This window comes from Streptomyces humi, assembly GCF_001005085.2.
In the GTDB taxonomy this organism is placed as follows: Bacteria; Actinomycetota; Actinomycetes; order Streptomycetales; family Streptomycetaceae; genus Streptomyces; species Streptomyces humi.
The window spans coordinates 153,845-166,970 of the sequence record NZ_LBMU02000016.1 but is presented as its reverse complement, the minus strand read 5'-3'; the positions used below and the strand labels follow the sequence as shown (position 1 = coordinate 166,970).

Below are 13,126 nucleotides of genomic sequence, written 5' to 3'. Positions count from 1 at the left end.
ACCCATACCTTAGAGCTCCCGGCCCGGCCGCAGCAGTGCAGTACCGACGTGAGAGAAGCCGAAGGAGCTCCCCCGTGGCAGACCGCACACCCCCGCTGAGCGTCGAGGAACTGCACGCCCTCGTCGCGGGCGGCGAGATCGACACTGTCGTCCTGGCCTTCCCCGACATGCAAGGGCGGTTGCAGGGCAAGCGGTTCGCCGCCCGGTTCTTCCTCGACGAGGTCCTCCGCCACGGCACCGAGGGCTGCAACTACCTCCTCGCCGTCGACACCGAGATGAACACCGTCGACGGCTACGACATGTCCTCCTGGGACCGCGGCTACGGCGACTTCGCCATGCACCCCGACCTCGCCACCCTCCGTCGCGTGCCCTGGAACCCGGGCACCGCGATGCTCGTCGCCGACCTCGCCTGGAACGACGGCTCCCCGGTCGTCGCCGCCCCCCGCCAGATCCTCCGCCGCCAGCTGGAGCGCCTCGCCGAACTCGGCTACACCGCGCAGGTCGGTACGGAGCTGGAGTTCATCGTGTTCAAGGACACGTACGAGGCCGCCTGGGACGCGAACTACCGCGGGCTGACCCCGGCCAACCAGTACAACATCGACTACTCGGTGCTGGGGACCGGACGGATCGAGCCCCTGCTTCGCCGGATCCGCAACGAGATGGCGGGCGCCGGACTGACCGTCGAGTCCGCCAAGGGCGAGTGCAACCCCGGCCAGCACGAGATCGCCTTCCGCTACGACGAGGCCCTGGTCACCTGCGACCAGCACGCGATCTACAAGACCGGCGCCAAGGAGATCGCCGCCCAGGAGGGCGTCTCCCTCACCTTCATGGCCAAGTACAACGAACGCGAGGGCAACTCCTGCCACATCCACCTGTCGCTGACGGACACGGACGGCCGTAACGTGTTCGCGGCCGAGCACGGCATGTCCGACGTCATGCGGCACTTCCTCGCCGGACAGCTCGCCGCCCTCCGGGACTTCTCGCTCCTCTACGCCCCCAACATCAACAGCTACAAGCGGTTCCAGCCGGGCTCCTTCGCCCCGACCGCGGTCGCCTGGGGCCACGACAACCGCACCTGTGCGCTCAGGGTCGTCGGCCACGGCCGCTCGCTGCGCTTCGAGAACCGGCTGCCCGGCGGCGACGTCAACCCGCACCTCGCCGTCGCCGGACTGGTCGCGGCCGGCCTGTACGGCATCGAACAGAAGCTGGAACTTCCCGAACCCTGCCCCGGCAACGCCTACGCCGCCGACTTCGCGCACGTCCCGACCACCCTCCGCGAGGCCGCCGAACTCTGGGAGAACAGCCCCGTCGCCAAGGCCGCCTTCGGCGACGAGGTCGTCGCGCACTACCGCAACATGGCCCGCGTCGAACTGGAGGCCTTCGACGCCGCGGTGACCGACTGGGAGCTGCGCCGCTCCTTCGAACGCATGTGAGGCACCACTTGTCGCAACAGTACGAACTCGACGTCCTCAACCCGGCCACGGAGGAGGTGATCGCGACCGTCGCGGGGGCCGTGGAGCAGGACGTGGACACCGCGGTGCGCCGGGCCGCACGGGCCCAGGCCGAGTGGTCCGCCCTCACGCCCGCCGAACGGGCCCGGCTGCTGCGCCGGTTCGCGGTCGTCGTGGACGAACACCGGGAGGAGCTGGCCCGGCTGGAGGTCCGGGAGGCCGGGCACACCATCGGCAACGCCCGCTGGGAGGCCGGCAACGTCCGCGACCTGCTCGACTACGCGGCCGGCGGAGTGGAACGCCTGACGGGACGCCAGATCCCGGTTCCCGGCGGCCTCGACGTCACCCTCCTCGAACCCCTCGGGGTCGTCGGCGTCATCGCCCCCTGGAACTTCCCGATGCCCATCGCCGCGTGGGGCACCGCACCCGCCCTCGCGGCCGGCAACGCGGTGATCCTCAAGCCCGCCGAGACGACCCCGCTCACCGCGCTCCGGCTCGCCGAACTCGCCCTGGCGGCAGGCCTGCCCGAGCACCTCTTCCAGGTTCTGCCGGGCCGCGGCGACATCGCGGGCGAGGCGCTGGTGGGACACCCGGGCGTCGCCAAGATCGTGTTCACCGGCTCCACCCGCGTCGGCAAGCGCATCATGGCGCGCTGTGCCGACCAGGTGAAGCGGGTGACCCTCGAACTCGGCGGCAAGAGCCCCAACATCGTCTTCGCCGACGCCGACCTCGAGGCGGCGGCGGCCGCCGCCCCGATGTCCTTCCTGGACAACTCCGGGCAGGACTGCTGCGCCCGCACCCGCATCCTCGTCCAGCGGACGGTCCACGACCGCTTCCTGGACCTCCTCGCGCCCGCGATCGAGTCCGTCACCGTGGGCGACCCGGCGGACGAGAAGACGGACATCGGCCCGCTGATCTCCAAGTCCCAGCTCGAACGCGTCCGTTCCTACGTCGACGCGGACGCGCCGGGGATCCGCGGCACGGCCCCCGGGGGCCCCGGCTTCTGGTTCCCGCCGACCGTGCTCACCGACGTCGACCCGCGGGCGCGGGTGGCCGTCGAGGAGGTCTTCGGACCGGTCGCCGTCGTCATCCCCTTCGAGGACGAGGCCGACGCGATCCGGCTCGCCAACGACACCGAGTACGGCCTCTCCGGTTCGGTCTGGACCCGGGACGTGGGCCGCGCCCTGCGCGTCTCGCAGGCCGTCAAGGCCGGCAACCTGTCCGTCAACTCCCACTCCAGCGTCCGCTACTGGACCCCCTTCGGCGGCTTCAAGCAGTCGGGGATCGGCCGCGAACTCGGCCCGGACGCCCTCACCGCCTTCACCGAGACCAAGAACGTCTTCATCAGCACGGAGGGCCCCGCACAGTGACCGCATCCACCGAAGAGATCGTCTGCCGCCGGCTCGTCGGCCGTACCGCCGTCATCACCGGCGCGGGCAGTGGCATCGGCCTCGCCACCGCGCGGCGGCTGGCCTCCGAGGGCGCGCACGTCGTCTGCGGCGACGTCGACGAGACCCGCGGCAAGGCCGCCGCCGAGGAAGTGGGCGGGATCTTCGTCAAGGTCGACGTCACCGACGCCGAGCAGGTCGAGGCCCTGTTCAAGACGGCCTACGACACCTACGGCAGCGTCGACGTCGCGTTCAACAACGCCGGTATCTCCCCGCCCGACGACGACTCCATCCTGGAGACCGGGCTGGAGGCCTGGAAGCGTGTCCAGGAGGTCAACCTCACCTCCGTCTACCTGTGCTGCAAGGCCGCCATCCCCTACATGCGGCGGCAGGGCAAGGGCTCCATCATCAACACGGCGTCCTTCGTGGCCCGGATGGGCGCGGCCACCTCGCAGATCTCGTACACCGCCTCCAAGGGCGGAGTTCTGGCCATGTCCCGTGAACTCGGCGTGCAGTTCGCCCGGGAGGGCATCCGCGTCAACGCGCTCTGCCCCGGCCCGGTCAACACCCCGTTGCTCCAGGAGCTGTTCGCCAAGGACCCGGAGCGGGCCGCCCGCCGCCTGGTGCACATCCCGCTCGGCCGGTTCGCCGAGGCCGAGGAGATCGCCGCCGCCGTCGCCTTCCTGGCCAGCGACGACTCCTCGTTCGTCAACGCCAGTGACTTCCTGGTGGACGGCGGGATCTCCGGGGCGTACGTCACGCCCCTGTAGGCGTCCGAGGGGGCCGGGCACCGGCACAGCCGGCCCGGCCCCCACGGAGGGCAGGCCCCGAGGTCAGAGGAAGGTGTGACCTTCGCCGCGGTACGTCGGTACGGTCGCCGTCACCCGGTCGCCCTCGACCAGTTGCAACTCGGCGAACCGCTCGCACAGTTCGCCCGCCTTGGCATGCCGGAACCACACCTTGTCGCCGATCAGCAGATCGTCCGCCGCCGAGCCGAGCAACGGGGTCTGCACCTCGCCCGGGCCCTCCTGCGCGTCGTACGACAGCCCCTCCGGGAGGTACGGCACGGGCAGCCGGTCGGTGCCCGCGACGCCCGAGGCCGGGTAGCCGCCGCCGAGCACGGTGACCACCCCGACGCCGGGCCGCCGTACCACCGGCATGGCGAAGAGCGCGGCCGGCCGGCCGGTGAACGACGTGTAGTTGTCGAAGAGCCGCGGCACGTACAGGCCCGAGCCCGCCGCGATCTCGGTGACCGCGTCCTCCGCCGCCGTGGTCCCCACACTGCCCGTGCCGCCGCCGTTGACGAACTCCAGGTCCGGCGCGACCGCCCGGACCGCCCGCACCACGGCGGCACGCCGCTCCGCCAGCTCGCGACGGGCGGTGGCCTGCATCAGCCGCACCGCGCGGGACCGCAGGGGCCGGCCGGCGACGTCGTCCCCGACCCCGGCGATGTGCCCCTCGTACCCCATGATCCCGACCAGCGTGAAGCCCGGCCGCCGGGCCACCGTCCGCGCCAGGTCGGCGAGCTGTGCGGGGGAGTGCAGCGGCGAGCGCCGGGCCCCGACCCGCACCCGGCCCCCGAGCAGCTTCAGCGAGGTGTCCAACTCCAGGCAGACCCGGACCACTTCGGTGCCGCCGTCACGAGCCGCGTCGATCAGGTCGAGCTGCGCCGGATCGTCGATCATCACCGTCACGGCGGCGGCGAGCTTGGGATCGGCGGCCAGCTCCGCGAACCGGGCCCGGTCGGCGGACGGGTAGGCGAGGAGGACGTCGTCGAACCCCGAACGCGCGAGCCACAGCGACTCCGCGAGCGTGAACGACATGATCCCGGCGAACCCGTCCTTCGCCAGGACCCGTTCCAGCAGGTGGCGGCAGCGCACGGACTTGCTCGCGACCCGGATCGGCTTGCCGCCGGCCCGGCGTACGAGATCGTCCGCGTTGGCGTCGAAGGCCTCCAGGTCCACGATCGCGAGGGGGGCGTCCAGGTGGGCGGTGGCCCGGTCGTAACGGGCCCGGTCGGCGGCGCGCGCAGTCATGGACGCAGCCTGCCAGACAGGATTACCGCAGGGTAGGGGGACGATCCGGGCAGATGCCGCCGGGGCGTGGACTGGTTCCCGTTCGCCCTCGTACAACCCGTAGAGTGACGCGCACGTACGACGGAGCCGGCTCCGGTCGCCCGACCCGCGCCGGGATGATGATCCGCGGGCAGGGGTATGCCTGCCGGGGGCGGAGGTCTCCGCGCCGGGGAGCACGACGGCCCGTACGAGAAGTTGGCCCGGGTACGAGGAAACGGGGGGCGCATGAGCAGGGAAGCGCGGCACGCCCCGATCCCGCGACGCCCTTCGCCGGACCCGGCGCCGGCGCCGGACGAGCCCGCGCCCACGGCCGACGGTGGCGGCGGTCACGTACCGGGTTTCTTCGAGCGTCCCCACCGGGTGAATGGCTCGCGCCGGTCCGACGTATTCACCGGTGGGGCCGATGACGCCGGGCAGCAGGACCAGCTGCCGGGCCGGCCCGGCGGGCAGCGGAGTCGTGATGACCGGACGAGTCGGGGCGGTGCGGTGGGGCAGGGCGAACAGGGCACGGGGGACCGGACGGCCGACGGCCCGACGCCCACCGAACGCGTCACCCGCCCCCGCTACCCCAACCTCCGCCCGCCCCGGACCACACCCCCGAGCCGGGAACCCACCGGCCGATCCGCACCTACGGCCCCTACGACGCGGGAGCCCACCGGCCGATCCGCACCTACGGCCCCTGCGACGCGGGAGCCCACCGGCCGATCCGCACCTACGGCCCCTGCGACGCGGGAGCCCGGCGGCCGTGCCGTACCGACGGCCCCTGCGACGCGGGAGCCCGGCGGCCGTGCCGTACCGACGGCCCCTGCGACGCGGGAGCCCGGCGGCCGTGCCGTACCGACGGCCCCTGCGACGCGGGAGCCCGGCGGCCGTGCCGTACCGACGGCCCCTGCGACGCGGGAGCCCGGCGGCCGAGCTGTACCGACGGCCCCTGCGACGCGGGAGCCCTCGTGGGACGAGCGATCGTCGTCGAGTGACGGGGCCGGAGGCTCCGCGGGGGCGACCGGACCCGCGCGGGTCGAGCAGCCCCGCGGTGACTTCCCGACCGGCCTCGGTGCGCCGGTGTCGGGCAGCGCGTGGAGCCCCCACATGCGGACGTTCCCGGTGCCCACGGCGCCGCCCCGCCCCACGACGCCCCCGAGGACCACCCCGCCGTCGCAGCGCACGGCCCAGTCGCCGACGCCCGCCGTCCCACCCCGCCCGTCCGAGCCCCCGACGCCCGGCGGTGCCCCGCGTCCGGCCTCCGGACCCGCCACCCCGCCCCGCCCGACGGCCCCTCCGACGGCCGTCACCCCCGCACGACCGGGCGGCACTCCGATACCCCGTAGCACCCCGACGCCCGACGGCACCGCACGTCCCGACCGCGCGCCGGCATCCGGCGACGCTCGCGCCGCCGACGGCACTTCGACGTCCGGCCGCGTGCCGCGTCCCGGCGCCGCTCCCGCTTCCGGTGGTGCGTCGCGCCCCGGTGTCGCACCGGCTTCCGGTGGTGTGTCGCGTCCCGGTGGTCCCTCGGCACCGGGGGGTGCCGCCCGTCCGGACGGCGTCCCGGCAGCCGGAGGTGCCATACGTACCGGCGGCGCACCGGCGTCCGGCGGCGGGCCGCGTTCCGGCGGTGCCTCCGCGGGCGGTGACGGGTCGGGGGCCGGGGCTTCTCGGCCTTCCGTTCAGTCCCCCGTTCAGTCCCCCGTTCAGTCCTCCGTCGTGCCGCCGCCGGTGCGGTCCGCGGTCGTCGATGCTCCGCCGCGCCCGACGGTGCCCCCCGTGACGGCTCCCGTGACGGCCGTCGGTCACGGTGGTTCCGTCGGCGCCCACGGCGGTCCCGTGCCGGACCCCGCCATGTCGTGGAGCGCCGCCGCGGGAACTCCCGGCCGGGACCGGCCCGTTGTCACGTTCGCTGAACCGGAGGGGTACGACGAGCGTGGTCGGGGGCTGTCGTTGGTCGGTCGCGTGGCCCCCCGCACCGCCGCTGCCGCCGCCTGCATGGTGCTCGGCCTCGGCCTCATCGGAGGCGCGGTGACCGGCAGCTGGATCATCGACGACGGCGGTGACGCGACCGCGGCCGGCAGCTTCAGCTCCGCCGCCGACCTGTGGCACAACGTGCCCGTCGACGAACTGTTCCCGCCCACCGTGCTCGGCACCGGCGCCGGCCCCGGCGGAGCCGACCGCAGCTGGACCCGGATCGCCGTCGCACCGGACACCGGCTGCGCGGACGCCTTCGACCCCCTGCTGCGCAAGGTGCTCGCCCCGGTCGGGTGCCGGCGCCTGATCCGCGCCACCTACACCGACGCCACCCAGAGCTACGTGACGACCGTGGGGCTGCTCTTCACGAAGGCCGACCCGGCCGGCATGACCGCCCTCGCCAGGCGCTTCGCCGACGAGCACCTGGACCGCCGCACCGACCTGATGCCCCAGCCGTACGCCGCGAAGGGCACCGCGGCCGAGCGGTTCGGCCCGCACCAGCGCGCCTCCTGGGCGATCTCCGTGCTCACCGACTCCCCGGTCGTCGCCTACGCCGTCTCCGGCTGGGCCGACGGCCGCACCGTCGACACCCCGCAGGCCGCCGCCGACGCCGAGGCGTCCGGCGCCACCACGGCCGCGGCCCAGGCCGGCCTCGGCAACGAGGCACAGGGCCTGGCCGACCGCGTCGAACGGCGACTGCGCCAGACCATCACCGGCCCGGCAACGGAGAAGCCCTCATGAAGCGCCGCGCAACCGGGGCCGCGGTGAGCCTGCTGCTCGCCGGTGCGGTCGCCCTCCTGCCGTCCACCACCGCGTACGCGGACAGCATCCGCGCCCAGCAGTGGGGCCTGTCCGCCCTGCACCTCGACGAGGCCTGGCAGACCACCAAGGGCAAGGGCATCACGGTCGCGGTCCTGGACACGGGTGTCGAGGCCGACCACCCCGACCTGGTCGGCAACGTACTGGCCGCCAAGGACATGATCGGCTTCGGTGCCCGCCAGGGCCAGCGCGACTGGGCCCGGCACGGTACCGCCATGGCCGGCATCATCGCCGGTCACGGCCACGGGATCGGCGACGGCGACGGCGTGATGGGTGTGGCGCCCGAAGCCAGGATCCTGCCGGTCCGGGTGATCCTCGAGGACGGCGACAGCGCCCGCGGCAAGGCCCGTTCCACCCGGGGCGACGCCCTCGCCGAGGGCATCCGCTGGGCCGCCGACCACGGCGCCGACGTCATCAACCTCTCCCTCGGCGACGACTCCGACTCCGCGCATCCCGAACCCAGCGAGGACGAGGCCATCCAGTACGCCCTGAAGAAGGACGTCGTGGTGGTCGCCTCGGCCGGCAACGGCGGCGACAAGGGCGACCACATCTCGTACCCGGCCGCCTACCCGGGTGTCATCGCGGCCACCGCCGTGGACAAGTTCGGCACCCGCGCCTCCTTCTCCACCCGCCGCTGGTACGCCACGGTCAGCGCGCCCGGCGACGACATCGTCATCGCGGACCCGGACCACAGGTACTACGAGGGCTGGGGGACCAGCGCGGCCTCCGCCTTCGTCTCAGGAGCCGTGGCCCTGATCAAGGCCGCCCACCCCGGGCTCACCCCGGCGCAGGTCAAGAAGCTCGTGGAGGACACCGCCCGTGACGCCCCGTCCGGCGGCCGCGACGACTCCCGGGGCTTCGGCATGATCGATCCGGCGGCGGCCATCAAGGCGGCGGCCAAGCTGCGGACGGAGAACCTGACGGCGGCGTCGTACGGGAAGAAGTACTTCGGCCCGGGCCCGGACGAGGAGAAGAGCACGACGAGCGCCTCCGACTGGGCGGCCCCCCTGGCCGGCGGCGCCGGCGGCGTCCTCCTGGTGGCCGCGACAGTCCTGTGGCGATCCCGCCGCCGCTCCCTCGAAACCCCCTGACCTTCTGAGACACCCGAGGCCAGGGGCTCCGTCCGGGGCGCTGGGGATACCCCCGGCCGAAGGCCGGGAGAGAAACCGCGCGACAAGCCCCCACCGGACCTGCCCACGCCGGCGAACCCCCGCACCCGCCGGCGAACCCCCGCACCCGCCCCCTACTGCGAAGCCGAAGCCGAAGCCGAGGCCGAGGCCACGGCCGAAGCCGAAGCGGACCGGGAAGAAGAGTCAGCCCCCGCGAAGGAACCGACCGCCGCCTTCGCCGCCGCCTCCACCAGCGAGATCCCCTTCGCCTGGCTCACGGTCCCCTTCGACAGCACGGCCACCAGGTAGTCCGTCCCGCCCACCGTCACCCGTCCGATGCTGTTGACGTCCCACAGCCCGGTCGTGCTCCGCGCCAGCCACCCGTTCTTCAGCGCGGACCCGGAACCGTCCGCCGCCGCGGAAACCCCCCACCGCTGGTCGGACTCGACCGTCTTCATCAGCCCCTGGACATAGGCCCGCGAGGCCTCGCTCAGCTTCGAACCGTCGCCGAACACCTGCCGCAGCAGGACGAGCTGGTCCGCCGCCGTGGTCTGGGTCAGACCCCACAGCGCCCCGTCGCCCCCCTCGGTGGACGTCAGCCCGAACCGCTTGTTCGCCGCGTCCAGCCCCGCCGCCTGCCCGATCTCGTCCCACAGCTGGGACGCCGACGTGTTGTCGCTGTTCTCGATCATCTTCGTGGCGTACGCCTGCTCCGTCGCCGTCAGCTGACGCCCCGCGTCCTGCGCCTGGAGCAGCAGCGTCGCCAGGATGTCGACCTTGACGATGCTCGCGGTGTCGAAGGCCGCGTCGCCGTACACCGCGCTGTCACCGGAGTCCAGGTCCAGCACCGCCGCCGACACCTTCGCCCCCGCCGGCACGGTCACCTTCGCCATCGCCGTGCTCAGCAGCGCGTCCCGGTCCACGGCCGCCGGTTCCGTCACGGGTTCCACCGATGCCTCCCCGTCCGCCGAGGCCGAGAGGGAGGGCGACGGCGACGCGGACGAGGATACGGCCCCGTCACGGGCGTGCGCCTGCACGTACACGGTCCCCGCCGCCGTCGCGCCGACGACGGCGACCGTGGCGAGGGAGACGTAGAGAACGGCCCGGCGCCGGGGCCGGGCGCGGCGCCGGCCGCGGCGGGAACCGGAGGTGGCTCTGGGGGACTCCATGCCCGTGATGCTCGGGGCGGGGACTGTGTGAGCCGTTTGCTGGAAGTTAGAGGACGGTCAGGGAATTCTGAGATTCGTGTGAAAGCCGTGTCGCTCCGGTTTCGGGGGCCGCACAACCGCAGCAGCATCCCCCCGATAGGGTCGGGGACCGTGGCGAACAAGAACATTCCCGACTCCGGCTACTCCGACGACGACGGCTCGGCCGACCCCCGGCTGGCCGCCGCGCTGGCCGCCTGGGCCGAGGACCGTACGGCCGTGGGCCCCGTCCTGGAGGCGCTGAAGGGCGCCCGGCTGCTGGTCCCCGTCGTCGCCGTGCTCGGCGAGGTGGAGGAGGACGAGAACGGACTGCGCCGCGAGAAGACCAGTGACATGGCGGTCCCCACCCTGAAGGCCGGCGGGCGCACCGCCCTGCCCGCCTTCACCTCCACCGAGTCGCTGGCCCGCTGGGACCCGGCGGCCCGCCCCGTCGCCGTACCCCTGCACCAGGCGCTCCAGGCCGCCGCCCACGAGAAGGCGGACACGGTGGTGCTGGACCTGTCGGGGCCGGTGCCGTTCGAGCTGACCGGTGCCGCGCTGCTCGCCCTCGCCGAGGGCCGGACGAGTACCGACCCGCTCGCCGATCCCGCCGTGCTCGACGCCGTCCGTACGGCCGTGGCCGCCGAGCCCGCCGTGCTCCGCGCCCATCTCGGGCCGGGGCGGGCCGACGGCGTCCTCGCCCTCGTGCTGGACCCGGCCGCGCCCCCCGCCGACGCCGCCCGCTCCGTCGCCGAGCGGCTCGCCGCCGACGGAACACTGCGGGCCCGCCTGGTGCGCGGTCTCGACCTGGCACTGCTGCCGGCCGGGACCACGCCTCCGGGCGAGCCCTTGTTCGTACGAGGGTGAGCCGCGGCCTAGCCGTAGATGGGGCCGGTGTACTTCTCGCCGGGGCCCTGGCCGGGCTCGTCGGGGACGAGGGAGGCCTCGCGGAAGGCCAGCTGGAGCGACTTCAGGCCGTCCCGCAGCGGGGCCGCGTGGAAGGAGCTGATCTCGGTCGCGGACGCGTCGAGCAGCCCGGCGAGGGCGGTGACCAGCTTGCGGGCCTCGTCCAGGTCCTTGTACTTGTCGCCCTCCTCGGTCAGACCGAGCTTCACGGCGGCCGCGCTCATCAGGTTCACGGCGACCGTCACGATCACCTCGACGGCGGGGACCTCGGCGATGTCGCGGGTCATCTCGTCGAAGTCGGGCTGCTCGGCGGAGCCGGGGCCGGAAAGGGGCGTCTCACTCATGCCCCACACGATAGGCGTACCGGCGCGGGTCGCCGACCGCGGTCCGCCTCGCCCCGATTAGCCCTCTCTCCGCTCAGCTGCTAGCCTGGTGTGACGACCGGCCGGACAGGTATGCCAACGGCTCACCGACTCGGCCCACAAGTGGAGGCTTCGAACTCCCACCCGACCACCCTCAGGGCGGCGGGTCACCGGTCAGACGGGTCGCTCTCGCCGTTTCGGCGAACGCGTTCCGTCCGATAGTGCGCCCCGCGATCCTCGCGGCGGTGTTCCGGTAGTTCGAGGAGCCCCGCCTGTGATCGTCCGGGGCATTTTTTGTGCTTCGGCGCGGTTAGGTCTTACGAAAACAGACGTTACGCGGCTGTCCGCCAGACCGTCGCGTGGTGCTACCGAGGAGGATCCATCAGCGCCGAGCCCCGCATCAACGACCGGATTCGCGTTCCCGAGGTGCGACTTGTCGGTCCCAGTGGCGAGCAGGTGGGCATTGTCCCGCTCGCTAAGGCCCTGGAGCTTGCGCAGGAGTACGACCTGGACCTGGTCGAGGTCGCGGCGAACGCCCGTCCGCCCGTGTGCAAGCTCATGGACTACGGGAAGTTCAAGTACGAGTCGGCCATGAAGGCCCGTGAGGCGCGCAAGAACCAGGCGCACACGGTCATCAAGGAGATGAAGCTCCGGCCGAAGATCGACCCGCACGACTATGACACCAAGAAGGGTCACGTCGTCCGGTTCCTCAAGCAGGGCGACAAGGTCAAGATCACGATCATGTTCCGTGGTCGCGAGCAGTCCCGGCCCGAGCTGGGCTACCGACTGCTTCAGCGGCTCGCGGAGGACGTCCAGGACCTCGGTTTCGTTGAGTCGAACCCGAAGCAGGACGGCCGGAACATGATCATGGTTCTCGGTCCGCACAAGAAGAAGACCGAGGCCATGGCCGAGGCCAGGCAGGCGCAGGAAGCCCGCAAGGCGGATGCGAAGGCCAACCCCGGCCGCTCGCAGAACGCCGCCGACGCCGAGGTCGAGGTCGAGTCCGAGGCGCCCGCCGAGGAGCATGTCGAGGCGTGATCCCGGGGTAACCCGCCCCAGGTCAGCACCCCGGGGCGCGAGTCCCAGGATGTAACCGATACAAGAGCGACGTTCCACCGTGCCCGGTTTCGCGACCGGGCACCGGAACGCCACCGACGAGGAGATAACGGCGCTATGCCGAAGAACAAGACGCACAGCGGTGCCAGCAAGCGCTTCAAGGTCACCGGCTCCGGCAAGGTGCTGCGTGAGCGCGCCGGCAAGCGCCACCTGCTCGAGCACAAGTCGTCCCGCGTGACGCGTCGCCTGACCGGCAACGCCGAGATGGCCCCGGGTGACACCGCGAAGATCAAGAAGCTTCTCGGCAAGTGACACGCGGGCGCCTCGCCGCGCCCTGAGTCAGAGCAACCGGGACCCAGTCGTTTCCGGGCCGCGTGAGTCCAACCGCGGCCCCGCTACAAGGAGTTAACAAGTGGCACGCGTCAAGCGGGCAGTCAACGCCCACAAGAAGCGCCGGGCGATCCTCGAGGCGGCCTCCGGCTACCGCGGTCAGCGCTCGCGCCTGTACCGCAAGGCCAAGGAGCAGGTCACCCACTCGCTGGTCTACAACTACAACGACCGCAAGAAGCGCAAGGGCGACTTCCGTCAGCTGTGGATCCAGCGCATCAACGCCGCTGCCCGCGCCAACGGCATCACCTACAACCGCTTCATCCAGGGTCTGAAGGCCGCGAACGTCGAGGTCGACCGCAAGATCCTGGCCGAGCTCGCGGTCAACGACGCGAACGCGTTCGCCGCGCTCGTCGAGGTGGCCCAGAAGGCGCTGCCGTCGGACGTCAACGCCCCCAAGGCGGCGTGACGCTGCGCTGGCTTCGGC

General features: G+C 72.7%; 12 protein-coding genes. 9 read left to right on the top strand and 3 right to left on the bottom strand.

Translation table 11 applies throughout. The annotated features are described in order from the left end of the window. Positions 1-74: 74 nt before the first annotated feature. From AAW13_RS06220 to AAW13_RS06210, 3 genes are read left to right on the top strand one after another with little or no spacing between them, the layout of a single operon-like run. Complete coding sequence (locus tag AAW13_RS06220) at positions 75-1,433, top strand: glutamine synthetase family protein (protein ID WP_046726707.1); 1,359 nt, start codon at positions 75-77, stop codon at positions 1,431-1,433. 8 nt (positions 1,434-1,441) lie between these two features. Beyond that, positions 1,442-2,821 carry an aldehyde dehydrogenase family protein gene (locus tag AAW13_RS06215; protein ID WP_079178719.1) on the top strand — a complete coding sequence of 460 codons (1,380 nt, stop codon included), beginning with the start codon at positions 1,442-1,444 and terminating at the stop codon, positions 2,819-2,821. Next, positions 2,818-3,609 (top strand): 3-oxoacyl-ACP reductase, encoded by a 792-nt coding sequence (locus AAW13_RS06210; RefSeq protein WP_046726705.1) that lies wholly within the window; start codon positions 2,818-2,820, stop codon positions 3,607-3,609. The genes AAW13_RS06215 and AAW13_RS06210 overlap by 4 nt, the downstream gene beginning before the upstream one ends. A gap of 63 nt (positions 3,610-3,672) precedes the next feature. Here the strand turns inward: AAW13_RS06210 and AAW13_RS06205 are convergent, their stop codons facing one another. Next, positions 3,673-4,875: an amino acid deaminase/aldolase gene (locus AAW13_RS06205; protein WP_046726704.1), complete on the bottom strand. Its 1,203-nt coding sequence runs from the start codon at positions 4,873-4,875 to the stop codon at positions 3,673-3,675. Between the two features lie 1,989 nt (positions 4,876-6,864). On the opposite strand from AAW13_RS06205, the gene AAW13_RS06200 reads away from it, so the two are divergent. Together AAW13_RS06200 and mycP are read left to right on the top strand one after the other, a co-directional pair. Continuing rightward, a complete protein-coding gene (locus tag AAW13_RS06200) occupies positions 6,865-7,617 on the top strand; it encodes a hypothetical protein (RefSeq protein WP_338059039.1) in 753 nt (250 codons plus the stop codon). Next, positions 7,614-8,786: a type VII secretion-associated serine protease mycosin gene (gene mycP / locus AAW13_RS06195; protein WP_046726703.1), complete on the top strand. Its 1,173-nt coding sequence runs from the start codon at positions 7,614-7,616 to the stop codon at positions 8,784-8,786. Before AAW13_RS06200 ends, mycP begins: the two co-directional genes overlap by 4 nt. A gap of 152 nt (positions 8,787-8,938) precedes the next feature. Here mycP and AAW13_RS06190 read toward each other — a convergent pair whose 3' ends face one another. After that, entirely contained in the window at positions 8,939-9,973 is a 1,035-nt protein-coding gene (locus AAW13_RS06190; protein ID WP_046726702.1) for a serine hydrolase, read from the bottom strand. 150 nt (positions 9,974-10,123) lie between these two features. On the opposite strand from AAW13_RS06190, the gene AAW13_RS06185 reads away from it, so the two are divergent. Further along, complete coding sequence (locus AAW13_RS06185) at positions 10,124-10,855, top strand: SseB family protein (protein WP_046726701.1); 732 nt, start codon at positions 10,124-10,126, stop codon at positions 10,853-10,855. A gap of 8 nt (positions 10,856-10,863) precedes the next feature. Here AAW13_RS06185 and AAW13_RS06180 read toward each other — a convergent pair whose 3' ends face one another. Continuing rightward, positions 10,864-11,238, bottom strand: a complete 375-nt coding sequence (locus AAW13_RS06180) for a DUF1844 domain-containing protein (protein WP_046726700.1) — start codon at positions 11,236-11,238, stop codon at positions 10,864-10,866. Between the two features lie 399 nt (positions 11,239-11,637). Between AAW13_RS06180 and infC the strand changes: the two genes are divergently transcribed. From infC to rplT, 3 genes are all read left to right on the top strand, one after another. After that, a complete protein-coding gene (gene infC / locus AAW13_RS06175) occupies positions 11,638-12,294 on the top strand; it encodes a translation initiation factor IF-3 (protein WP_079178725.1) in 657 nt (218 codons plus the stop codon). A gap of 135 nt (positions 12,295-12,429) precedes the next feature. Then, positions 12,430-12,624: a 50S ribosomal protein L35 gene (gene rpmI, locus AAW13_RS06170; RefSeq protein ID WP_046726698.1), complete on the top strand. Its 195-nt coding sequence runs from the start codon at positions 12,430-12,432 to the stop codon at positions 12,622-12,624. Between the two features lie 100 nt (positions 12,625-12,724). Beyond that, positions 12,725-13,108 (top strand): 50S ribosomal protein L20, encoded by a 384-nt coding sequence (rplT, locus tag AAW13_RS06165; protein ID WP_020938960.1) that lies wholly within the window; start codon positions 12,725-12,727, stop codon positions 13,106-13,108. The last annotated feature ends 18 nt before the right edge of the window (positions 13,109-13,126 follow it).

Coding starts and splice junctions, on each gene's coding strand:
- rpmI (WP_046726698.1), top strand. CDS start 12,430: ATGCCGAAGAACAAGACGCACAGCGGTGCCAGCAAGCGCTTCAAGGTC.
- mycP (WP_046726703.1), top strand. CDS start 7,614: ATGAAGCGCCGCGCAACCGGGGCCGCGGTGAGCCTGCTGCTCGCCGGT.
- AAW13_RS06205 (WP_046726704.1), bottom strand. CDS start 4,875: ATGACTGCGCGCGCCGCCGACCGGGCCCGTTACGACCGGGCCACCGCC.
- AAW13_RS06190 (WP_046726702.1), bottom strand. CDS start 9,973: ATGGAGTCCCCCAGAGCCACCTCCGGTTCCCGCCGCGGCCGGCGCCGC.
- AAW13_RS06180 (WP_046726700.1), bottom strand. CDS start 11,238: ATGAGTGAGACGCCCCTTTCCGGCCCCGGCTCCGCCGAGCAGCCCGAC.